Genomic DNA, 21,759 nt, shown 5'->3' on the forward strand with positions numbered 1-21,759 from the left:
TCGCATGACGCCGTATACCCGCGGAACGCTCTCCCGTCACGCCATGGCCTATGTGCTCGCCGGAGGGCGCGGGTCACGCCTGTATGAGTTGACCGACCGCCGGGCCAAGCCCGCCGTGTACTTTGGCGGCAAGACGCGCATCATCGACTTCGCGCTGTCCAATGCCATCAACTCAGGGATCCGCCGCATTGGTGTGGCGACCCAGTACAAGGCGCACAGCCTCATCCGCCATTTGCAGCGCGGCTGGAACTTCCTGCGCCCGGAGCGCAACGAAAGCTTCGACATTCTGCCGGCGTCGCAGCGGGTGAGTGAAACGCAGTGGTACGAAGGCACCGCGGACGCCGTGTACCAGAATCTCGATATCATCGAGGCGTACCACCCGGAGTACATGGTCATTCTGGCAGGCGACCATATCTACAAGATGGACTACGAGCTCATGCTGCAGCAGCATGTGGCGCAGGGAGCCGATGTCACGGTGGGGGTACTGGAAGTGCCGCGCATGGAGGCCACCGGCTTTGGCGTGATGCACGTGGACGAGCACGACCGCATCGTGCACTTCCTCGAGAAACCGGCTGACCCGCCGGGCATCCCCGGCAATCCCGACATGGCCCTCGCCAGCATGGGCATTTATGTCTTCAAGACGAGCTTTCTGGCCGACCTGCTGCGACGCGACGCCGTGGATCCGCACACGACGCACGACTTCGGCAAGGATCTCATTCCGTATGTGGTCGCCAACGGCAAGGCCGTGGCCCACCGGTTCAGTGACTCGTGCGTGAAGGCGTCGCGGGAAAGCGAGGCGTACTGGCGGGACGTGGGCACCATTGATGCCTACTGGGAAGCCAACATCGACCTCACGTCGGTGCTCCCCGGGCTGGACATGTACGACCACGACTGGCCCATCTGGACGTACGGCGAGATTACGCCCCCGGCCAAGTTTGTGCACGCGGAAGAAGGGCGTCGTGGCTTTGCGCTCGACTCCCTGATTTCCGGCGGGTGCATTGTGTCGGGCGCCGCCGTGTTCCGCTCGCTGATGTTCACCAACGTGCGCATCCACTCCTATGCCCATCTCGACGGCGCAGTGCTGCAGCCCGACGTGGATGTGGGGCGTGGTGCCCGCCTGACGAACGTCGTGGTGGATCGTGGGGTACGAATTCCTCCGGGGCTGATTGTGGGCGAAGACCCGGCGTTGGACGGCGCCCGGTTTCGCCGCAGCGACAAGGGCGTCGTGCTGATTACGCAGCCCATGATTGACCGACTTTCTCTCTGATCCCTGCTGTCATGTCCACGTCACGACGGACCTCACGCCGCTCGGCGCTCCTGCTGCTCCTGGGGGCGCTGGCTGGCACCACGGCCTGCTTCAGCAAAGGGGCGTCCGGCTCGGGACAGCCGTCCGTCATTCTCATTGCCAACAATCGCGGGTTCTACGATGTGAACATCTATTCGGTGCGCTCTGGGCAGACCCAGGGGCGCCGACTGGCCACCGTGACTGGCAATTCAACGCAGACCATCAAGGTGCCGGTGACGGAACTGCAGCCCGGCAGCATGCTGTCGGTGCAGGTGCGTTCGGTGGGGGGCCGGTATTCGTGGATCAGCCCCACCGTGCAGATGGGCCCTGGCGTTATTGCCCGGCTCGATGTGATCCAGACCGCAAACGGCACCCTCAGCCAAAGCCAGATGTATTCACAGGTGGCGCCGCAGTAGAATCCGACGTGTTACCGTGGCGCGACGGGCGTCCAGTGCGCGGCAACCGCTTGTCCAATTCGCGCGATGACCGCATTCCCTTCCGAATCGGTCCAATAGCGTTTATCCACGTTCTCCCTCGTGAGCACGCACGCCACCACACGCGCCGGCAGATAAAGGACGCCACAGTCCGTGCGTGACTGATCCACGTCACCAGTTTTGTGCGCCGCGCGCACGCCGTAATTGAAGCGCATGAGCTTCGAGTCGTCTTCGTTGTGCTCGAGGATATCCAGCATTACGGAGTCGGCCCGCGGACTGACCGCCTTGCCATGCGCCAACAGCGTAAAGAGTTGCGCCATTTCATTGGGCGTAGTAACGCCCAGTCCGTACTTGGCCGAACTGTCGGGGGCCACACTGGCAATGCGGGTCATGCTCCCCGAGTGCACCTTGGTGCGCGGCAAGCCCAACGCTTCCATTTTCTGCCAGACGCGCCGGATCTTGATGCGGTCGAGTACCAGATTGGTGGCCGTATTGTCGCTCAACGTGGTCATGAGCCACGCGGCGTCCCACAGCCGCAGCGTGAGCGGCGTGCGCAGGTACTGCAGCTGGCCGGCACCGCCCACCTTGTCGATGGCCGTAAGCACCACGGGATCCTCAAGCGACAGCTGTTGCTGCTCGGCCAGATCAAACAGCGCCACCAGAATAGGCACCTTGATCAGCGACGCGGTGGAGAACGGCTCGTCGCCGCGTCGCTCCAGATGCTCGTTCGTTTCGAGATTGGTGATGCTGTAGCCCACCACGCCGCGGTGCCCGTCGGCAATGCTGTCGATGGTGCGGCGGAGGGTCGCTAGGGATTGCGCGGCGGCTGGCGCACCAGGAAGGGCGCCGGCCAGCAGGCCCACGCAAGCAAGAACGGGGAGGAGTCGCATGCCGGGAACTTAGAGGTTCCCTCAGCGCCTCGCTCCCCGTTTTCCGCTCCGGCCTGTCCCTCAACAGTCGAAGCGGTTTCCCCCCTGCTGCCCAAGAGACACGTGAGATCGAACGCCCCCTATGTCGCCGACACCGCGCCGTCACCCGTTCCCCTACAAAGGCGTCGGGCGTTTCACGAATTACAGAACCTGCACCTGTCGGTCCACATTGCAGTGGATAGCCCCGACCGCATCGGGCTGCCTCTCCCGTGCCTTCATCCCAGCCCGACCATGGTGACCACCGAGACCACTTCGCCCCCGACGCTCCCCCAGATCATTCAGGGGGGCATGGGCATCGGCGTATCCAACTGGCGGCTGGCCAACGCCGTGTCGCGCCTCGGCCAGTTGGGGGTGGTATCGGGAACTGTCATCGACACCGTCCTCGTGCGTCGTTTGCAGGATGGCGATCCGGGCGGTCACATGCGGCGAGCCCTCGCCCACTTCCCCATTCCCGGGATCGCCGACGAGTTGCTGCGGCGCTACTTCCTGCCGGAAGGACGGGCACCGGGTGCTCCGTACCATCTGCTCCCCATGTACAAGCAGGTAGTGAGCAGTGCGCGTCAGCGCGTGACCGTGGCGGCAGGCTTCGTGGAAACGTGGCTGGCACGCGAGGGACACGAGAACGACGTGGGGATGAATCTGCTGACGAAGGTGCAGATGCCCAATTTGCCCACGCTGTACGGCGCGATGCTGGCGGGTGTGGCTACCGTGATCATGGGCGCCGGTATTCCGCGCGAGATTCCCGGCGCGCTCGACGCACTCGCTTCGCACCGCAAGGCCACGCTGCGTTTTGACGTGGAGGGGCTGGCCCGCGACGACGCCGAGTGGCTCACCTTCGACCCGGCAGAGATCTGGCCGGAGGGGACGCTTCCGGCCACGCCGTTGCGCCGCCCGCACTTCTACCCTGTGGTCTCGGCGGTTTCGCTGGCCGCGACACTGGCGCGCAAGTCCAACGGCCGGGTGGATGGGTTTGTGGTTGAGGGCCCCACGGCGGGCGGGCACAATGCGCCCCCACGCGGCGCCATGCAGCTGGATGCGCTAGGTCAGCCCATTTACGGGGAACGCGATGCGGTGGATCTGGTCAAGCTCGCGGAGCTGGGGCTGCCCTTCTGGGTGGCCGGTGGCGTGGGCACTCCCGATGGGCTGTGCGCCGCTCGCGCGGCCGGCGCGGCCGGCATTCAGGTGGGAACCCTGTTCGCCTTCTGCGACGAATCGGGGTTGGCCCCGGATATCAAGCAGGAAACGCTACGCGGAGTACTGAGCGGCACGGTGGAAGTGCGCACCGACCCACGGGCCTCGCCCACCGGATATCCGTTCAAGGTGGTGCAGCTCCCTGGCCACGAGCAGGACGCCGCCGAACGCGAACGCATTTGCGACCTGGGCTATTTGCGTGAAGCGGTGAAGCGGGACGATGGCCGGATGATTTATCGGTGCGCAGCAGAACCGGTGAACACGTACATGCAAAAGGGTGGCACCTTCTGCGACACCGATGGACGCCGGTGCCTTTGCAACGGGTTGCTGGCCGACGTGGGGCTGGCGCAGGAGCGCGATGGCCACGTGGAACCACCGCTTGTCACGAGTGGAGACGACCTGGCCTCGCTGGCCCACTTCGCCTCACCGGAGGGCTACACCGCCGGTGAGGTTCTCGAGTGGTTATTGCACGGCACCCTGGTCGCGACGGCGTAGGGTCACGACACGGACCATGGCCGGCGCGCGGTACTCACCAGCCACGCCGCGCGCTGCTGCTGTTGTTGTCGCACGGCGGCGCCTGCGGCATGAGCACGCGATCAATCACGTGAATGAGACCGTTGCTCGCGGGAATGTCGGCAATGCGCACCACGGCGTTGTTCACGCGCAACTCGCCGTCCACATCACGCAGCTGCACCTTTTGATTGGCCACCGTTTCTGCGCTGGACACGGTGCGCGCCTGCGCTGCGGTAACGCGCCCCGGCAACACGTGGTACGTGAGCAGCGTGACGAGTTTTTCGCGATTCTCCGGCTTGAGCAGATCGGTGACGGTGCCGTTGGGCAGGCGCTTGAAGGCTTCGTCTGTAGGCGCGAATAACGTGAAGGGGCCGCGACCGATGAGCGTTTCCGTGAGCCCGGCCGCATCGACGGCTGCGAGCAACGTGCTGAACTGCCCCGCGGTGCGTGCGACCTGAGGAATGTTGGGGCCGCGCGCCGGGTGCTGCGCAGCACTGACGGACGGACGGGCAACGAGTACGAGAGCAGCAAGGGCCGCCGCACGGGACAGCAGGCGGACAACATGGCGCATAGACATGGGCACTCCGGTGTTGGGATGACTGGTGAGGCCGCGGAGAACTTGTGGGATCCGCCGGCCGTGCATCGCTATTCGTCCGGTGTGTTGCGGTTGGATGCAGCGCCTGCCCAGTCTCCACGTTCCAGACGGTGGATGGCGGCGATGGAGCGTGACTCCTCAGGCACTGCATCCAAATCGGGGCCCGGAGCGAAGTCTCTGGTGTCCCCTGTCCAGTCTCATGGAGAACGTGTGGAATTCGGCCGCCGGCCACAGCTTGCCTCATCCGTGTCTACAGATCCGCCAGAAGTGCCGTCGACCGACGCGTTGGCGTCGCGGGCGCGTCTCGCGCTCGTGAAGGAGTCGCCTGCCACGACGAACGCCAACGTGGTGGTGAGCGACGTCGTGCACGTCCTGCCGCGTGTCGCCGCCGGAGACGAGCTGGCGGTACGCGAATGCGTGGAACGCTACGGCTCCCTCATCTGGGCGCTCGCCCGTCGCTGGTCCCCCGACCCGCGCGATGTCGAAGACGCCGTGCAGGAAGTCTTTGTTGACCTGTGGCGCAGCGCCGGTCGGTACGATGCCACACGCGCCACAGAAGCGGGGTGGGTGGCCATGGTGACCCGGCGCCGTCTTATTGATCGTATGCGCCGGCGGCAGCGGGCGGTGGAACTTGAACCGCTCCCGGAAGATTTTGACCAGGCCGATGATCGCGAGATCGATCTCGACCGCCAGGTCCGCGTTGAGCAGGCCCACGCCGTGTTGCAGGCGTTGCCGCTCAACCAGCGCACCATGCTGGAGCTCTCGTTGCTGCATGGTCGCACGCACGATGAAATCGCACGGGAGACCGGCACTCCGCTGGGCACCGTGAAGTCGCACATTCGTCGCGGGCTGCAGCGCGCCCGTGATCTGCTGCAGGCCGCGCCGGCATCGCGCGCGGCGCTTGAGGACACTTCCGTATGACTGCCAACACGAACGACACCATGCCCGACGCTTTCGAGCCAACCGGGCACGACCTGCTCGCCGGAGAACTGACGGCGGCCTTGCTGCCCGATACGCTCGGCGCCGAAGACGTCCTCCCGCCAGCGTTGGCGGCGCGCATTACCGCTACGGGCGAGGCGCTGGTGCGCGCTCGCACGGTGCCGCCCATTGTGACGCCCATTGGAGCGGCTGGAGCGGCGCCCATCGCGCGCCGTAGACCGGCGTGGAGCACGTGGGGTGGCTGGCTGGCCGCCGCCGCGCTGCTCGCCCTGTTTGTGCGGGACCGTGGTCCCACTGCGTCGGAATCCCGCCCCGTCTCCGTGGTGGATGCGGTGGCCGCGCTACGCGACTCCCTGCTCAGCGACAGCACGCTGTTGCGGCGCACGTGGACCGTGACCACCGACAGCACGTCCACCACCGCCACGGGCGAAGTTCTCTGGGATGCGCGCAGCCAGCGTGGCGTCATGCGCTTTGCCGGGCTCGCCCCCAACGACCGCGCCAAGTGGCAGTACCAGCTGTGGATCTTCGACAAGGCCCGCGACGAACGATACCCGGTAGATGGCGGGGTCTTTGACATCCCGGCCAATGGGGGCGAAGTCCTCGTGCCCATTCGGGCCCGCCTAGCCGTGGGCGAGGCGGTGCTCTTTGCCGTTACCGTCGAGAAACCGGGCGGTGTGGTGGTCTCCGGGCGGGAACGCATTGCCGTGCTGGCAAAGATTTAACCGGAACCAACCGATACTCGGTGGAGGGCCTATGGCTGGCCCAGCTTCCCTTGGGCCCCTCCCGTCGCCAGCATGTTCTTCAAGCGCTCCAGTCCGTCCACCACGCCCCACGGTGCCGCCGATACCCCAGCCATGCCTGATAGCGATCAGGCGCTGCTGATTCTCGACACCCTCGGGCAGATTCTCGCGTCATACATTCACGGCTGCATTGAGACGCCGCGCGGCAGCGATGCCGCCGCGCAGGAAAGGCTGCAGGCCTGGCGTCGGCACGCACTGCTGGGTGTCCCCGTTGCCGAGGCAGACGAGGGCCAGGAGGCGCCCACCCCTCACGCCTCGGGCGGGGCGATCGCGCAACGGGACTGGAAAGGGGTCTCCAGCACCTTTGCCGAGCACCGCCGCGACGAGCAGCATTTTGTCGAGCACGCGTTGGCGGACTTGCGTGACGCCCTCTGGACGTGCGTGGAACGTACCCATCTGGCTCTGCAGCGGGAGCATCAGGCCGACGATGCCTCAGCGCAACAGGTACAGCGCGTACGGGGCGCGCTCGACCGGTTGGATACCAGCGCCGTGAAAGACGAGATCTCGCAGGCCATGACGACGCTCGAGGCGATCACGACCGAACGGCAGAACGCGCAGAGCGGCATTTATGCGGAGCTGGCGGCGCGAGTGGAGCATCTGGGCATCGAACTGGAAGCGGCACGCAAAGCCAGTGAAACCGATCCGCTTACCGGTCTGGGGAATCGCTTGGTCTTCGATCGGACCACCTCACGACAGGTGTATCTGCATTCGCTCGGTGGACAGCCCGTCTCGCTGGTTATGCTGGACCTCGACATGCTGAAGCCCATCAACGATACGTGCGGGCATCACGCAGGCGACCAGGCGCTGCTGCACCTGGCGAACGCCCTGTCCAAGGTCTTCCTTGGCGACGCGGATGTGCTCTGTCGCATTGGCGGTGACGAGTTCGCGGTGGTGCTCCCCAACACGCCAGTCACCGTGGCGGAGCGACAGCTCGCTCGGCTATCGGCTGTCCTGGAACGTGTGGACTGGCCCTTCACGGACGCTGGCGTGCCACTGTCCGCCAGTGTCGGCGTTGCCGAGTGGAAGAAGGGCGAAACGGTTGCGGACTGGATCCGGCGTGCCGACACCGCCATGTACGAGAACAAGCGCAGCAAACGGCATCCCACACCAGCAGCCGGGCAGAACGCGGCGTAAGTTGGGGAGGAGTTGTGCTCCGTCCTCCCTTTTCCCGCCGCCATGCGTCCTTCCTTTCCCATTCTGGCCGTCCAGACGGCCGTTGCACTGGCCGTTGCGCTGGCCGGCACCGCTCCCGCCCTGCGCGCGCAGTCTGACACCGCCATTTCGCGGGCAGAAGTGGCCGCGCGACGTGCGGCGTTTGCCGAACGGGTGGGGAACGGCGTGGTGGTGGCCTTTGGCGGCCGTGCCCTGGTGCACGACTTCAGCACGTTCTACCAGTTGGCGGCGTTCCGGTATCTCACGGAACTGAACGAGCCCGATCACGCCATGGTCATGGTGGTGCGCGACAAGGTGCCTAGCACCACGCTCTTTCTTACCAAGCTCGAGCCGCGCTCGGCGTTCTACTACGGGCAGCGTACCGACTCCGCCAACAGCGTGCAGCGCACCGGGTTGCCCGGGCGTTCGTACGACGCGCTGTGGCCGGTACTCGATTCACTTGTGGCCACCGGGCTGCCGTTCTTCCACATCCCCGATGTGGAAACGATGGATTTCTCGCGCAACGATACCCTTACCCGCGGACAGGAAGCGGTGAAGGCGCTGGCGCGCAAGCATCCCACACTCACCGTGCGCAACGCCATGCCGCATGTCCTTGCGGTGCGTGGCAAGAAATCGGCGGCCGAGCTGGCGCTCATTCGCAAGGCGGTGGAGATCTCCAGCGAGGGGCATCGCGCGGCCATGCTGACGGCCAACCCGCTGCACGAGTATGAACTGCGCGCCGCGTTGGAGTACGAGTTCACTCGTCGCGGGGCGGAGCGGCCGGCGTACGGTTCCATTGTGGGGTCGGGGTACAACGGCACCACGCTGCATTACATGCGAGATATGGACCCGGTGAAGCCGGGGGACCTGGTGGTGATTGACGCCGGCGCAGAGTTCCGTGGCTACGCGGCCGATGTAACGCGCACCATTCCCGTGAGTGGCCGCTACACCGCCGAGCAGCGGCAATTGTATTCGCTGGTGCTGAATGCGCAGCTGGCCGCCGAACGGAACAGCAAGCCCGGCATGAGCATTCGCGCGGCGGCGGATAGTTCGGTGGTGGTACGCACCAAGGGCTTGGCGGCGCTGGGACTGATAGAGAGCGAAGAGGCCCAGTACGATCCGCCCTGGCGCGTGGATTGTGTGGCCAGCCCGGCGTCTTGCAAGCAGGCCAACCTATGGATGATACATGGCATCTCGCATGGCATTGGCCTCGCAGTGCACGACCCGCTGCAGGGCGATCAGAACGGCGGCAAGTTTGCCGAGGGAGACGCATTTACCATTGAGCCGGGCATTTACGTGAGCACCCGTGCACTGGACGTGCTTCCCGATACGCCGCGCAACCGGCAGTTCAAGGCCAAGGTGCTGGCCAAGGTGAAGCAGTTCGAGAACACCGGTGTGCGCATTGAAGACGATTACATCATTACCGAAAAGGGACTCGAGCGCATTTCCCTGGTGCCCCGGGAGATGGACGAAATTGAAGCACTCATGCAGCGTCGTCGCGTGATTCAGCCGTGAGGCTCGCGTGATTCCCGGCGTAACCCTGCGGCCGCTGCGCGTGGGCGATATGGGGTGGATTGTGCACCGTCAGGCCCTGTTGTACGAGCGCGAGTACGGGTGGGGCGTGCGCTTTGAGGCGTTGGTGGCGCGCGTGGCCGCCGACTTCATGCAGCACTTTGATGCGCAATACGAACAGGCGTGGGTGGCCGAGCGTGGTGGTGAGCTGGTGGGCGCCGTGTTTCTCGCCAAGGTCAACGAGCGCACCGCCAAGTTGCGCATGCTCTATGTGGAGCCCTCCACCCGTGGGTTGGGGCTGGGGCGGCATCTTGTACAGACCTGTATTGCCGGTGCCCGGGCGCGTGGCTACCAGACCATGACGTTATGGACCAACGCCGTGCTCACGGCGGCGCGGGCCATTTATGTGGCCGAAGGGTTCACCCTGGTGCACAGTGAGGTGCACGAGCTGTTTGGCCCGCAGCAGGTGGGGGAGACGTGGGAGTTGGTGCTGTAGTCTTGCTACGTTTGGAGTCTGAATGACTATGGGGATCATCGTTCTGTTGGCGGCTGGACTGCTGCTAGTCCAGCCCCCGAAGGCGCAGGCGCAACAATCGACGGACCGCCAGTTGGTTCTGTCCGCCATCGCCTCGTTTGTCGATTCAATTGCTACCGTGGACCCGCGCTTCACCTGGCCTTCCTTGAGAAAAATCAAGATCTCGTCGGAGCTTTGCTCAAATGGCGGGCTGCCAAACGACTGTGCTCTCGGCGGCTGGCAAGGACGAGCAGCGGAGGCTGAGTGGGCACCCGATGTTGAGACCGCACTTCGGGAGCGAGTACCGCGGCAGGGCATTGATTGGCGAGTCGGGCAGAGCACGCGCTACACGGGATCGTTTTCAGTCAGCGACGTTCGATGTGCCGCAAAGGAGCTCATTACCTTCGTCACCCCAGTGGACACAGACCGGGAGGAGATACGCGTCCCGCTCCGACTGTCGGTGCAGCCAGGTGACAGCCAGTGCACCCTGTTGCCGAATTGGAGCGACGGAGTGCTGGTGTTCGTGAAATCTGTGAACGCGCTGCGCCTGAAGAGCTTCAGCGGCTTTCGCCATTCCGGCTCGTAGTACGCATTACCTCTTTGGCACCGTGATGAAAATGGGGTTGCTGTAGAACCACAGATCCGACCACGGATTTTCGCCGCGCTGGTCGGGTAACGGTTCCAGTTCCGTGGTATTGGTTCCACGCACGCGGATGTAGCTCGAGCTGCTTACGTTGCGCAGCAGGTACGTCACGGTGACGACCTCGCCGCGGCGCTGCCAATCCGTAGCCGTGAAACGCTGCACCACCCGCGTGCTGGGGTTCTTGTCAGCACTGCGGTCAGACACCGGTCCCGTCACCTCGCCAATGATAAGATCGACCCGAGCCACCGTGGGCCGATCTCCGTGATGATTGGTGGTGTCGGGGTCGCGAAAGCGAATGGTGACGCGTACATCGCCACCCGCGGGCAGCGAGAGTTCGCCACCGATCTCCGCCTGCGCCCGTGCGCCTGAAGCCGCCACGGCCACCACGTCCAGCTCCTTGATGAGATCGCCGGTGGTGACAAAGATGCGGCCGCCACGCAATCCATCCAGAATGTCGGCGTGCGTATGCTGTGCCCGGACATAGGTCTTGGAGTATTCGCCCGGCCAGAAGTCGCTGCCACCGTCGCGCCAATTGACGTGCGAGTCAGAGGTGGACGTGATCCACCACCGGCGTCCTTCACCCAGCAGGGAGTCCCATAGTCCACCTACCTTGGCGGTCATCTGATCGAATCCGCCCAGCGTTGGGGAGCGGCTGTACCCACCGCGCGCGCCCGCAGAATCGAGCGATCCATCTTTGTTGATCGCACTAGCCTGGTGGCCGGGCGCCCCTTCCATGCCAATGGCCACCGTGGGCGCCGTGTCGTTCCAGTTGCGGAACTCCGCTGGTCGGTCAAGTCCATACATGCCGAAGCCCGTGGCCGAGCGCGAAGGATGATGGGCAATGACCACCGGCGGCATGGTGATGCTGCGCATGAACGTCAGTGCCTCAAGCATCTTGGGCTCGGTGTCCCACGAGACGTCGCTCGGATACGGCTCCCGCTTCGAGAAGCGCGATTCGATATCGCGAAGCGTTGTCCGCTCGGCATCGGATTTGGGCACAATGATGCTGCTATGATCGGCCCCCGGCGTATCGAACTCCATGCCGTAGAACTGCACGACTTCCGGCACCTCGTCGCGCGCCTTGAGCAGCGCCGGATAGGCCTGCTCGTAGTTCAGTTTGGAGTGATTGGGTCCGCCATGATCGGTGGCCACCATCCAGCGCAACCCGTGCTGCCGCGCCATCCACGCGTTGAGCGGAATGGAATAACGGCCGTCGGCGCCGAGCACCGGTTTGGGGGGTTCGGTGGTACCGGCCGGCGGCGCCTCGTACCCCACGCTGAACTCGCTGTGAATGTGATGGTCACCGGCCAGCCATTCCCGACCGGCGGCGAACGGAACATCGGTACCGCGCGGGATGGAGGGACCAATGCACGCGCCAAACACCGGAAGCACGGCGATGTGCAGCATGCGACCGAGCTTCCTCCGCTCAACGATAGGGATCATTTACCTGAACTTTCCCTTCACGTGCATTAATGCAAGTAGCCGTGCGAGATGTTACCCGCACGTGCCACAGCGACCAGTGTTACAAGACAACCTCCCACGGCCGCGTCGTACCGCACACCAGACACGACGCACGGTTCTCACCCACCAGCGCCAGCTCGGATTCCAGACCACAGGCGTCGCAGTACCCGCTCACCCGAGTGAGCTGGTCCGTGGGCAATCCATGGCGAATGAGCCGGTGCACCATGGCACTCGGCTCGGCGACGCCCAGCGGGCACAGCGTGCCGGTGCAATGCGTGCCCACTTCTAGGCAGGCCAACTCCTCGCCGGTCACGTTGGCCTGGGCATCATCGGGGGCGCTGTCGGTAACCACCACGGCCACGTCCCGGTCGCAGCCACTGCAGTACATCGTGGTAACGTTCATGATGTGCTCCTGGTGTGAACCCATGCGGGCTCACACCGTTGCGGTGAGAGTGGGAAATGACGCTTTGAGCGCACTGATGCGGCTTTCGTACTCGTCGGTGAGCGTCTTGAGGCGGAGCTGATAGTCCTTCTCCAGCGTGTCGGTGAGCCGCTGCTTCACGGAGTCGGCCACTTCCAGGCCGGCCATTTGCCGCAGCTCATTCCAGTACTGCTGCCGTTCGTCGGCCAGACGAGCCATCTCCTCGGACACGCTCAACCGGTGCAGCGTACGGTCGTCGAAGGTGGCGTAGATGAACGGCACCTTGCCCACACGCTCCTCGCGGGACAGCAGCAGGTACTCGTGGAAGAGCATCTGGTTGTCGGCCGTGCCTTTGAGCTCCTTGAAGTGTTTCTTGAAGCGCCCCTCGGTGGCCGCCCAGTCGGCGGTGGTGAGCGGCAGCTCCATGCGCTGCTCCGTACCGTCGCCGTCGAGGTAGCGCAGCGAATACTGCGGCCACGCGGTTTTCACGCTGGGATTGCCATTGAGGCTCAGGCAATCGGCCATGGTGGGGCCGGCGTCGGGATCGTACGTGATGAACGGGAAGGCCCGGGACTCGAGCGCCAGCTTGGCGGCATGCTGCGCCAGGTTGTCGGCGAGACCGTGCTCCACCGGGCACGGGGTGTAGATGTTGAACAACGCCGGACGCCGCTTCTGCAGACCGCGCAGGACACCGGCAATGAGATGTGACGGGGTGGCTTGCGAGGTCTGGTGCACGTACACGCCACGGTGCGCAATGGCGATGAGCGCCAGCTCCTTGCGCACTTCGGTTTTTCCGTGCTGCGCCGACCCGAAGGCTGACATGTCCGCCACCTGACCGGTAAAGCCGCTCGTACAGGCTTGCCCACCGGTGTTGCTGTACACCTGCGTATCCAGCACCACCACACGAATGGGTTTCCCACTGGCCATGAGCCGCGAGAGATTCTGGAAGCCGATGTCCAGCATGGCGCCATCCCCACCCATGGCAATGACCGGTGGGCACATGGCAAACTCCTCGTCGTCGAACTGCTTCCACATGAAGGTGGAAAGCTCAGGCTCAAGCACGGCCGCATCGTACGTGCCGTTGGCCAATGCCTGCGCCCGGCGCACATGTACAAAGCCATCGGCCATCTTGCGCATGTGCCCTTCAAAGACGCCAATCGCAATGGATGGCGCATCCTGGAACAGGTGGTTCACCCACGGGAAGGGGTACGGATTGTACGGATATGTGCTGCCCCACACCGACGAGCAGCCGGTGCTGTTGGCCATGGCGAGATGCGCGCGGCCCTTGCCGCTGGGGCCAACCGTATAGCGCCAGAGCAAGTCTTTCAGACCACGCAGCGTGCGCGCCACGACCTCGCTCTGCTCCTGCTGTTCCAGCGTGGCAATGAGCTGCGTGAGACGGTCCACATAGGCGGCCGCGCGAGGGCGCATCATGGCTTCCACCGCCGACACCACCAGGTGGACCGCCGTCTTTTCGCCGCACCCCATGCAGGCCCCGTCGCCGCCCACCATACTGCGATACGTTTGCTTTTTGAGCAGCAGACTCGTGAGCACACCTTTTCCTTCTTCGAGATCGCTCACCTTGATGTAGCGATCGCTGGTATCAGGGAGATGCTCCCAGAACTCGAAGTTGCGGCGCATCGTGCTGAGCGTTGGCGCATCCTGCTTCATTGTGACCAGTGCCTCTTCCGGGCACACCTCCACACAGAGGTTGCACCCTTTGCACGATTCCGGATTGATGGTGATGGACAGCAGTCCCCCACTGCCCTTGGCATTCTTCTCCGGCACGTTCCAGAACGGCTTGGTGCGGGACAGGGGTAAGGTGCTCACCACCTCGCGAACCCGGTCCCATTCGTCGTTGAGTGTCTGCACGTCGGCGGCACTCAACGAGAGCGTATCACGCACCGTGGGAAACGCCGCTTCCAGTGCTTCGGCAAAGCTGCTCTCGGGGCGGGCGTCCAACTGCGCGCGCACCTCAACGGACAGCTTCGCCGAGAGCCGACGCACATGCGTTTCCACTCCGTGGGCTGCCGCCGTGTCAATCGCAGCGTGCACCACTTCTTCCACGCTGTTCACCAGCGCCGGGATGGCCGAGTCGGGGCACTGCGTCCAGCAGTTGGCGCAGCCGGTGCACTTGTCCGCGATGTACCTCGGGACTTCCATGCGCACGCCCGACATGTCGCGCAACACGCCGGTGGCCGCGGGAAGGGCACTTACCGCAGCAAAGGGGTCGGCAATGCCGTCGGTGGAAACCTTGCACACCGCGCACACCTGATCAAAGAACCGATTGGGGTTGGCCAACCCATCGGCCGCCTGGGGAGAGTCGAACGACGACGGGATAACTGGCAGGTCGCGCACATGGTCGTCACTCATGATGGCACCGTGCGCCACCTCCTGTACTTCGTCGAAGCCGCGACGAATCACGCGCAGGTTGTCTTCCACCACGCGCTCGCCCTTGCGACCGAACTTCTTGGTGAGCTGCTCACGAATGCCGTTGAAGAGACTGGCTTCGTCCAGATGTTCGCGTTCCAGCAGCGGCGACACCCGGAAGAACGCGCCCATGAAGGCCGTGCCCTGCATGCGATAGCGCAGCTCTTCGTCACTGGCTTCAGACGCTGCAATGGCAAAGGCGTCGAGCGTGAAAAGCCGGATCTGCCGCTCCACCATCTGACGCTGCGCCCACCCGGGGAGACTGTCCCAGAGTTGATTGGCGGGCAGTTCGCTCTGCAGCACGAATACGCCACCGGTGGAGATTCCGGCGAGCGGATTGGAGTTGCGGAACACGTTGGGGTCGGGGCTGAGCACCACATCCACGTGCTTGAGTTCCGCGTTGAGCTTGAGCGGCTCATGCGCAAGCGTGGCGAAAAACGTGGTGGGCTGTCCCTTCTTTTCCGATCCGTACTTGGGATTGGCCTTGATGTGCAGCCCAAACAGTTCGAAGGCCGTCAGCGCGAGGTTCTTGCCCATGGTAATGGCACCCCACCCGCCCACCGAGTGGATGCGAATGGACATGGCCCCGTTGGGCATGAGATCAAAATCTCCTGCCGATGGAAGCGCCATGCTGGCCAGGTGCGGATACGCCTGCACCAACTCGTCCTGCCAGGCATCCAGCTTCTCAAGCGACGTGCCGCGCCGAATGAAGTCGATGCCGAGATAGAACTGGCGGCGCTGCGCTCCGCCGGGGAGCATGTTGTTCACGGCGGCGACAATGTCGCCCGGCTGGAGATCACGGCTGCCCAGCCCAAAGCAGCCGCTGTAGAACAGCGGGACATCGTCGGGGGCGATACTGGCCAGCGTGGGGAACGGCCGTGCCTTCCCCGGCGCCGTGCGGGCGTTCTCGGTGCCCTGCCCCATGGCGGCGCGAATCTCGCGCAGCAGCGGTGGATCGACGGCCAGCGGCTGGTCGGTACGCTCCAGCACCACCACCGCTTTCTTGCCGCGCAACAGTTGCGTGACCAGATCCGCTGGGAAGGGCCGGAACATGGTGAGATTCACCACGCCCACCTTGAGCTGCTGCGTGGCGCGCAGATGGTCGACCACGGCTTCGGCGTTGGCACACACCGACCCCTGCCCCATGATCACGTACTCAGCGTCGTCCAACCGGTAGCCGCTCACGCGCGCATAGTGCCGGCCACTCAACGCGGCGTATTCGGCCATGGCCTGGTCGGTCAGTTCGGCCACATGATCGAAGTAGAACGGCCGCTGCGCCGCCACACCCTGCGCGTAGCTGTCCTGGTTCTGCACCGTGCCCAGCATGGCCGGATAGTCGATGTCGTACATCTCCGGAATGCGGCGACGCCGCGCGCCAAACACCAGGCGCTGCGACGGCGTGGGGGCGTCAATGAGATCGGCCGGATCGCCAAGGAAGGCTTTGATAAGCCCCAGCTCAGGGAGCCGCATGGACTCAATGACATGACTGGTGAGAAAGCCGTCCTGCGCACAGATGCCCGGATTGAGCGAGAGCTCAGCGATCCGATGCGCAATGAGATTGAGGTCGGCGACCTCCTGCACGTCTTTCGCAAAGAGCTGAAAGAACCCCGTGTCGTCCACGGCGTGATAGTCATCGTGCCCTGCGTGCACATTGAGCGCGTGTTTGGTCATGGCGCGCGCGGCCACGTTGAGCACGTACGTGAGCCGCTTACCTACGGCGGCGTACAACGATTCGTGCATGTAGGCGATGCCCTGGCCACTGGAGAAATTGGTGGCGCGCAGCCCCATCATGCTCATGCCGGCGGTCACCGCCGCGGCGGCATGTTCGCCTTCCGGTTCAAAGAAGAGCAGACGGCGCCCGTTCACATTCTCGCGCCCTTCGGCCACTGCGACGGCCCACCCCTCACCCATTTGGGTACTGGGGGTAATGGGGTACACCCCGGCCGCTTCACTGGCGGCGGTTTCCATGGCCACCACGGCGCTGCTGCCGTCGAGCGCCTCTTCAACGCCGGGGAAGGGGACGGACGGCGGGGTGTTTTGCTGGACAGACATACGGAGGGCTCCACGAGAGGACGAATCCGACACTGATGTCGAATTTCGGCCCGGAGCACACCGGCGTCTGTCAGGTTGCCGGAAGGGGACGTCGGGGAAAAGCCCTACTTGAGCGTGGTGAACTCCGCCAACGTGGTCTGCAGAATCCCGGTGACCGCCTGCCGTTCCTCGTTGGTCAGGTCACTGGCTTCGCGGGCCTCCAGCACGTCGCGCAGGCGTGCGTACACGGCGCGGCGGGCCATGGTGGGAAGGGCACGGAACGCGTCGGAGTAGATGAGAAAGCTGCAGGGGTACTTGAAAAGCCGATGACTGAGATCGAAGTCACGCAGCGAACGACCCTGCGGGTCGCGTATGGCGCGTCGCGAGAAATCCTCGGCGAACGTCGTGCTCCCCTGCATGGGTGCCGTGAGGCGCGCCTCGCGCACAAACAGCAGCGCGCGGGTCAGATTGTCCACGGCGCCGCGCAGCCGGGGCGTTACGGGGGCAGACAAACTATCCATGCGGACGGCGCCAATCTGTGCTTCCAGAATGGCTTCGCGGGCCGCCTCCTGCACCGCCATGATGAGGTTGTGCACCACAGTCTGGTGTGTAAGCACCATGAGGGCCACGACGTCGCTCTGCCCGGAAATGTACGCCGTGGTATCAAAGAGACTGTCGAGCGTGCGGCGTGAGTTGGCGGCCGCGCGCTGGAACTGTACGGAAAACTGCGTGCGAAACGCCGGCTTATCGTGCACCTCGTGCCCCAGCAGCGTCGCGTACACGTTGCCCGCGTGGGGGCCGGAACCGGTGACGTAATACCCGCCAAAGCGCTGGGCGACGGGCGTGACATCGGTCGTGGAGCCTTCGTGCACACCCGTGATGGGATAGCCGTGCCGATCGGCAATGGTACTGAGTACCATGAAGCCTGGCACGCCCCCCGTCGCGCCTTTGCTCGAATGGCACATGAGGCAGGTGGTGGTTTCGCGCTGAAAGTTCGAGCGGGCGCGCGGCGCCTGACTGAGCGTATAGAACATGCCGCCCTTTACGGGGTCGACGGCACCGATTTCGAGGAAACGGCTGTCGAGCACGTAGCCCACGTACACGTCGTCGTTGAAGTACAACGCGCGCGGCGACCACGGGGTGATCTTGTCGGTCTGCAGACTGGTGCGAGAGAAGACGAGCGTCTGCGAAGAGACCGGAATGTCGAGTGCCTTGAGCAGGGCGGGCAAATATCCCAGCACGCTGTCGTGGGCCAAGGTCACCGTGCCGGCGGCGAGTTGGGCCTGTAATCGGGCGATTGGATCGTGCGACACGCTGGTGTCGGCGGCCAGACGGGGGACTACCGCGGTGGCTGCCCCGTTCGCGCCGCGTTGAACGGTTGCCAGCGCGACCGTGAGCAGCGCCAGCGACCAGCGCAGCCGGTGACGGCCGGCAGCGGAACGCATTTCACGGAGCCAACGAGCAGACATGAGGCGGCGGGCAGGGGGGCGAGAATACCAGTATCCCGGTTACTGGATTCTACCCCTCATTGGCGGACCGGCCAGCAGGTGATCCCTGACAGCCGTCAGCGGGCGTCGCTTTTGCGCTTGGAGGCCATGGCGGCGGCCGAAATGAGCGCAAAGGGGCTCACGGTGGCCACGAACACGCTGGCGATGAAGACCGAGGTGCGGGCCGGGATGGTCTCGTGCGTATTGTCGGGCTCGCCACGAATGAGCGTGACCGCCAGCATGATGAGCGGCTGGGTGGCCAACAGGATGGTGGCCCAGCGCCAGGAGCGGTCAGGGTGGAGCCAGCCGCACAGTCCCGACGCGACGATCACGAACGCCAGCCACAGAAACTGGACCGCACCGGTGGGGATGCCGTTGGCGGTGAACCAGGGGGTGGCATCGATAATGACGTACGCTACCACGCCGAGGGCGGCCGCCAGCGCGGCAGTTTGCGGCGTGCTGAGGGAGGTTGGGACGGACGTGGACGGGGCGGACATATCGATCTGCATCGGGGCCGGCGGCTGAACGGACGTGAGGGGCAACGCGGTCCGGTGAAGTGTAGTGGGCGGGACGGGCTTCCGGGAATTCCGGGGGTGGCGGTGCCTGCACGGCGCCCCTATCGGACGAGCGGCTCCAGCCACGGCGCCAGCGTGTCGTACACCCGAACGCCGGTCCTCACCCATAGCGGATGTCCAATGATGGACACTTCCGCGAGGTGCAACAGGATGAGCAGGACACCAACGTTGAGTAGCACCGTCTGAATGTGCCCACGCGTGAAGCGATCGTGCAGCCACGCCACCACAATGAGACTGTCGGCCAGCACCACCCCCAGCCACACATCCGGGTCAGGGACCCACGGCAGGAAGTGGCGCCACCGGAACCAGGCTGGCCAAATGACCACAATGGTGGCGAGCAGCATGAGGCGCTTATGAATGGTGCCGTGGCGGGCATACAATGCTCCGCCCAGCACCAGCAACAGGAACTGCGCGGCGCTGCTGATGGCGCCCAGGATCATGGCCCGCGCCACGTTGCCACCGCCTGACATCGCATCGCGCGTGGACGCGAAGAACTGCGCAGGGACCATCGTGACGGCCACACCAATCGCGAGCGCAACGCCAAGGATGCCCAGCCAGCGGTGTACCGGTACGGCGTTATAGCGTATCAGCCACGGCTGCACGGCAAAGAGCAACACCCAGCCCATGGCGAAGGCGCCGTGCCAGTGCACAATGGCGGGCGCCTTGAAGGTACCGCTCTGCATGGGGCGCACATACGTCCCCTGAAAACCAATCAGCACCGCACTGAGTGCGATCAGCCCCATGACGATGAACAGCCAGCTTCTACTGCTCTGGGGGATGGAGCGATCCGCGACAGGACGCGGTGCGGTAACCACCGTTGCTCGCGCCGGCACCTGCTCCGCCGAATTCGCCTCAGGGGATGTCATCGTCCGAACGTCCCCGCCGCCATGGGCTCCGTGTCCATGCCCTCAATCAAATCGCAATACTGAAAGCGATCGTCGCGCAGCAGCTGCTCACCGGTGTGCACCACAATGGGCGTGCGAAAAATGGGCCCATCGGTCACGCACGTATGGAACTCGCCATTCTCGCCGCACGGATCGACCGACATGGGGAGCGTGTCCAGCAGCGCGTCGTTGAACGGCCGTCCGGCAAAATCAGGCGCCAGCTGGTGCGTATCGACGCACGTCAGTGTCGCGATGTAGCCACGACGAACGAAGTAGCGCGCCAGCGCTGGCGTGGCTTCACCCCACAACGGGTACACGCCCAGCCATCCGTGTTCGCCAAGCAACGTCTCGCGATATTGGCGCACGTCGGCGAGGTACAGATCACCGAACGCCATGGTCCGGATGTCAGGATACGCCTGCTCCAGCGCCCGCAGCCCTGCCGCAAACGCCGCGGCATAGTCGTCGTTGGATGAGGTGGCTCCCAACAGTATTTCGTGCAGCGGCAAGCCCAGACTCGACGCCTGCGCGCGCAGGATGGAACGACGCACGCCATGAATGCTGATCCGGTCGTACACCGACGACACCGTGGTGATGAGCGCACGGACCACGACGGATGGGTCATCGAGGAGACGCTCCAGCATGAGCGTGCTGTCTTTCCCACCACTCCAGGAGACCACGACTGGCGTTGGCATCACGTTGACCGCGGTAGTCATCATGGCGGGCTCGTGGCGCGCCCGCCGCCAAGGGGAATCCGGGTGGCCCCCAACATCAGAATGAGGCTGGCGCCAATGAGCGTGCACAACGCCCAGGAGAGGCTGGCGGCATGCGCAATGCCGCCCACCAACGGCGGACCGATCATGAACCCCACGTAGCCAATGGACGACGCCGACGCGATGGCGGCGGCGCGACTGACGCCCGGTACCTTGGTCGACGCGTTGTACAAAATGGGCACCACCGTAGCCAACCCCACGCCTACGAAAGCGAACCCCACCAGCGCCGCCATTTCACTGCGCGCCAACAGCACGATACCCATGGCGACAGACGCCAGCAGCGCCCCGGTCATCACGATCGTTCGCTCCGGCACTCGCGCCCGCACCCAATCCCCGGCGAAGCGCATGAGCGCCGTGGCCCCCGAAAAACTGACGTACGCCATAGCGGCCCGCTCCGGCAACGCCCCCAACTCCTGCTGCACGTACAACACACTCCAATTGTACATCACCCCCTCGGCCATCATCCCCGAGAGAATGAGCAAACCGATCATGAGCAGCAGCCCCGTGGGCCAGGCGAAGTGCGCATCGCCCGAGGGCGCCGGCGGATGCATGGGCAACATGCCGCGCGCCGCCACCGACAGCCCGGCAGCGACCACCATCCCGACGGCCAGCAGCTGCATGGACGGCGGCACCTGCCAGCGGAACATCACGGCCGCAGCACCAGCGCCCAACATCGCCCCCACGCTGAACATTGCGTGAAAACCACTCAACACCGCCCGTCCGCCGAGAATCTCCAGCATGGAGCCCTCGGCGTTGATGGCAATATCGTAAAGGCTTTCGCCAGCGCCGAGCGCACACATGACCGGATAGACCAGCCACGGCGAGGGTAGTTGCAGCAGGGCCATGAGCGACAGACAGAACGTCCATCCCGCCACGATGGTGGTGGCCCGTGCCCCCATCCGCGCAATGATGCGCCCCGCCAGCAGAAGCATGCTCACGGAACCGGCCGTCGCCGCCAGCAGCGCCAGGGCAATGCGCTGCTCGTTGAAGGCATACCGCGCCGCCATGGACGGAACGTGCGCGCCAAACAGGCCGGCAATGATTCCGAGGTGCATGAACTGCGCGCGGGTAGACCACCGGGCACGGGCCAGCGACTGGGGGAGCGTCATGGGCAAAAACTAATGCGGTGACCGCGCAGAATGGTGGTGCAGGCAGCACATTGCAGAGGCGGTACCCGCCGCGTTCCCGACACG

The 21,759-nt window shown here is 64.6% G+C and carries 19 protein-coding genes; 9 read left to right on the forward strand and 10 right to left on the reverse strand.

The window, feature by feature from the left end; all coding sequences use genetic code 11:
* Window positions 1-4: 4 nt before the first annotated feature.
* Both glgC and GEMMAAP_RS16565 read left to right on the forward strand, forming a co-directional pair.
* A complete protein-coding gene (gene glgC, locus GEMMAAP_RS16560) occupies window positions 5-1,267 on the forward strand; it encodes a glucose-1-phosphate adenylyltransferase (protein ID WP_026848315.1) in 1,263 nt (420 codons plus the stop codon).
* Between the two features lie 11 nt (window positions 1,268-1,278).
* On the forward strand, window positions 1,279-1,701 hold the full coding sequence (locus tag GEMMAAP_RS16565; RefSeq protein ID WP_026848314.1) for a hypothetical protein: 423 nt from the start codon (window positions 1,279-1,281) through the stop codon (window positions 1,699-1,701).
* 11 nt (window positions 1,702-1,712) lie between these two features.
* Here GEMMAAP_RS16565 and GEMMAAP_RS16570 read toward each other — a convergent pair whose 3' ends face one another.
* Window positions 1,713-2,609, reverse strand: a complete 897-nt coding sequence (locus GEMMAAP_RS16570) for a serine hydrolase (protein ID WP_075071552.1) — start codon at window positions 2,607-2,609, stop codon at window positions 1,713-1,715.
* A gap of 270 nt (window positions 2,610-2,879) precedes the next feature.
* On the opposite strand from GEMMAAP_RS16570, the gene GEMMAAP_RS16575 reads away from it, so the two are divergent.
* Window positions 2,880-4,334 carry a nitronate monooxygenase gene (locus GEMMAAP_RS16575; protein WP_026848312.1) on the forward strand — a complete coding sequence of 485 codons (1,455 nt, stop codon included), beginning with the start codon at window positions 2,880-2,882 and terminating at the stop codon, window positions 4,332-4,334.
* 34 nt (window positions 4,335-4,368) lie between these two features.
* On the opposite strand, the gene GEMMAAP_RS16580 is transcribed toward GEMMAAP_RS16575, so the two are convergent.
* A complete protein-coding gene (locus GEMMAAP_RS16580; protein ID WP_202969155.1) occupies window positions 4,369-4,929 on the reverse strand; it encodes a fasciclin domain-containing protein in 561 nt (186 codons plus the stop codon).
* A gap of 264 nt (window positions 4,930-5,193) precedes the next feature.
* On the opposite strand from GEMMAAP_RS16580, the gene GEMMAAP_RS20100 reads away from it, so the two are divergent.
* The 6 genes from GEMMAAP_RS20100 (at window position 5,194) to GEMMAAP_RS16610 (ending at window position 10,450) form a co-directional block, all read left to right on the forward strand.
* Complete coding sequence (locus GEMMAAP_RS20100) at window positions 5,194-5,868, forward strand: RNA polymerase sigma factor (RefSeq protein ID WP_158514904.1); 675 nt, start codon at window positions 5,194-5,196, stop codon at window positions 5,866-5,868.
* Window positions 5,865-6,608, forward strand: coding sequence for an anti-sigma factor (locus GEMMAAP_RS16590; protein WP_053333604.1), 744 nt, complete (start codon window positions 5,865-5,867; stop codon window positions 6,606-6,608). Before GEMMAAP_RS20100 ends, GEMMAAP_RS16590 begins: the two co-directional genes overlap by 4 nt.
* A 132-nt stretch (window positions 6,609-6,740) precedes the next feature.
* Window positions 6,741-7,820: a GGDEF domain-containing protein gene (locus GEMMAAP_RS16595; RefSeq protein WP_158514905.1), complete on the forward strand. Its 1,080-nt coding sequence runs from the start codon at window positions 6,741-6,743 to the stop codon at window positions 7,818-7,820.
* Between the two features lie 42 nt (window positions 7,821-7,862).
* Entirely contained in the window at window positions 7,863-9,353 is a 1,491-nt protein-coding gene (locus GEMMAAP_RS16600) for an aminopeptidase P N-terminal domain-containing protein (protein WP_026848310.1), read from the forward strand.
* 7 nt (window positions 9,354-9,360) lie between these two features.
* Window positions 9,361-9,846, forward strand: coding sequence for a GNAT family N-acetyltransferase (locus GEMMAAP_RS16605; protein ID WP_026848309.1), 486 nt, complete (start codon window positions 9,361-9,363; stop codon window positions 9,844-9,846).
* A gap of 22 nt (window positions 9,847-9,868) precedes the next feature.
* On the forward strand, window positions 9,869-10,450 hold the full coding sequence (locus tag GEMMAAP_RS16610) for a hypothetical protein (RefSeq protein ID WP_026848308.1): 582 nt from the start codon (window positions 9,869-9,871) through the stop codon (window positions 10,448-10,450).
* Window positions 10,451-10,456: 6 nt separating this feature from the next.
* On the opposite strand, the gene GEMMAAP_RS16615 is transcribed toward GEMMAAP_RS16610, so the two are convergent.
* The 8 genes from GEMMAAP_RS16615 to GEMMAAP_RS16650 all read right to left on the reverse strand — a co-directional run bounded on the left by GEMMAAP_RS16615 (window position 10,457) and on the right by GEMMAAP_RS16650 (window position 21,675).
* Window positions 10,457-11,914, reverse strand: a complete 1,458-nt coding sequence (locus tag GEMMAAP_RS16615; RefSeq protein WP_053333602.1) for a CehA/McbA family metallohydrolase domain-containing protein — start codon at window positions 11,912-11,914, stop codon at window positions 10,457-10,459.
* A 115-nt stretch (window positions 11,915-12,029) separates the two neighbouring features.
* A complete protein-coding gene (locus GEMMAAP_RS16620) occupies window positions 12,030-12,371 on the reverse strand; it encodes a hypothetical protein (RefSeq protein ID WP_145979197.1) in 342 nt (113 codons plus the stop codon).
* A gap of 30 nt (window positions 12,372-12,401) precedes the next feature.
* A complete protein-coding gene (locus GEMMAAP_RS16625) occupies window positions 12,402-16,871 on the reverse strand; it encodes a 2-oxoacid:acceptor oxidoreductase family protein (protein ID WP_053333601.1) in 4,470 nt (1,489 codons plus the stop codon).
* Between the two features lie 104 nt (window positions 16,872-16,975).
* Window positions 16,976-18,295 (reverse strand): hypothetical protein, encoded by a 1,320-nt coding sequence (locus GEMMAAP_RS16630; protein ID WP_053333600.1) that lies wholly within the window; start codon window positions 18,293-18,295, stop codon window positions 16,976-16,978.
* 119 nt (window positions 18,296-18,414) lie between these two features.
* Complete coding sequence (locus tag GEMMAAP_RS16635; protein WP_145979199.1) at window positions 18,415-18,834, reverse strand: hypothetical protein; 420 nt, start codon at window positions 18,832-18,834, stop codon at window positions 18,415-18,417.
* Between the two features lie 119 nt (window positions 18,835-18,953).
* Window positions 18,954-19,778, reverse strand: a complete 825-nt coding sequence (locus GEMMAAP_RS16640) for a hypothetical protein (RefSeq protein WP_145979200.1) — start codon at window positions 19,776-19,778, stop codon at window positions 18,954-18,956.
* Window positions 19,775-20,512, reverse strand: a complete 738-nt coding sequence (locus GEMMAAP_RS16645) for a Dph6-related ATP pyrophosphatase (protein ID WP_202969156.1) — start codon at window positions 20,510-20,512, stop codon at window positions 19,775-19,777. Before GEMMAAP_RS16645 ends, GEMMAAP_RS16640 begins: the two co-directional genes overlap by 4 nt.
* Window positions 20,509-21,675 (reverse strand): MFS transporter, encoded by a 1,167-nt coding sequence (locus GEMMAAP_RS16650; protein WP_053333599.1) that lies wholly within the window; start codon window positions 21,673-21,675, stop codon window positions 20,509-20,511. The genes GEMMAAP_RS16645 and GEMMAAP_RS16650 overlap by 4 nt, the downstream gene beginning before the upstream one ends.
* Between the last annotated feature and the right edge of the window lie 84 nt (window positions 21,676-21,759).

Source organism: Gemmatimonas phototrophica, from assembly GCF_000695095.2.
In the GTDB taxonomy this organism is placed as follows: Bacteria; Gemmatimonadota; Gemmatimonadetes; order Gemmatimonadales; family Gemmatimonadaceae; genus Gemmatimonas; species Gemmatimonas phototrophica.

What these genes read in the sequence shown, in the direction of transcription:
- glgC (WP_026848315.1), top strand. Translation starts at nt 5, where the DNA reads ATGACGCCGTATACCCGCGGAACGCTCTCCCGTCACGCCATGGCCTAT.
- GEMMAAP_RS16565 (WP_026848314.1), top strand. Translation starts at nt 1,279, where the DNA reads ATGTCCACGTCACGACGGACCTCACGCCGCTCGGCGCTCCTGCTGCTC.
- GEMMAAP_RS16570 (WP_075071552.1), bottom strand. Translation starts at nt 2,609, where the DNA reads ATGCGACTCCTCCCCGTTCTTGCTTGCGTGGGCCTGCTGGCCGGCGCC.
- GEMMAAP_RS16575 (WP_026848312.1), top strand. Translation starts at nt 2,880, where the DNA reads ATGGTGACCACCGAGACCACTTCGCCCCCGACGCTCCCCCAGATCATT.
- GEMMAAP_RS16580 (WP_202969155.1), bottom strand. Translation starts at nt 4,929, where the DNA reads ATGTCTATGCGCCATGTTGTCCGCCTGCTGTCCCGTGCGGCGGCCCTT.
- GEMMAAP_RS16590 (WP_053333604.1), top strand. Translation starts at nt 5,865, where the DNA reads ATGACTGCCAACACGAACGACACCATGCCCGACGCTTTCGAGCCAACC.
- GEMMAAP_RS16595 (WP_158514905.1), top strand. Translation starts at nt 6,741, where the DNA reads ATGCCTGATAGCGATCAGGCGCTGCTGATTCTCGACACCCTCGGGCAG.
- GEMMAAP_RS16600 (WP_026848310.1), top strand. Translation starts at nt 7,863, where the DNA reads ATGCGTCCTTCCTTTCCCATTCTGGCCGTCCAGACGGCCGTTGCACTG.
- GEMMAAP_RS16610 (WP_026848308.1), top strand. Translation starts at nt 9,869, where the DNA reads ATGACTATGGGGATCATCGTTCTGTTGGCGGCTGGACTGCTGCTAGTC.
- GEMMAAP_RS16615 (WP_053333602.1), bottom strand. Translation starts at nt 11,914, where the DNA reads ATGCTGCACATCGCCGTGCTTCCGGTGTTTGGCGCGTGCATTGGTCCC.
- GEMMAAP_RS16620 (WP_145979197.1), bottom strand. Translation starts at nt 12,371, where the DNA reads ATGAACGTTACCACGATGTACTGCAGTGGCTGCGACCGGGACGTGGCC.
- GEMMAAP_RS16625 (WP_053333601.1), bottom strand. Translation starts at nt 16,871, where the DNA reads ATGTCTGTCCAGCAAAACACCCCGCCGTCCGTCCCCTTCCCCGGCGTT.
- GEMMAAP_RS16630 (WP_053333600.1), bottom strand. Translation starts at nt 18,295, where the DNA reads ATGCGTTCCGCTGCCGGCCGTCACCGGCTGCGCTGGTCGCTGGCGCTG.
- GEMMAAP_RS16635 (WP_145979199.1), bottom strand. Translation starts at nt 18,834, where the DNA reads ATGTCCGCCCCGTCCACGTCCGTCCCAACCTCCCTCAGCACGCCGCAA.
- GEMMAAP_RS16640 (WP_145979200.1), bottom strand. Translation starts at nt 19,778, where the DNA reads ATGACATCCCCTGAGGCGAATTCGGCGGAGCAGGTGCCGGCGCGAGCA.
- GEMMAAP_RS16645 (WP_202969156.1), bottom strand. Translation starts at nt 20,512, where the DNA reads ATGATGACTACCGCGGTCAACGTGATGCCAACGCCAGTCGTGGTCTCC.
- GEMMAAP_RS16650 (WP_053333599.1), bottom strand. Translation starts at nt 21,675, where the DNA reads ATGACGCTCCCCCAGTCGCTGGCCCGTGCCCGGTGGTCTACCCGCGCG.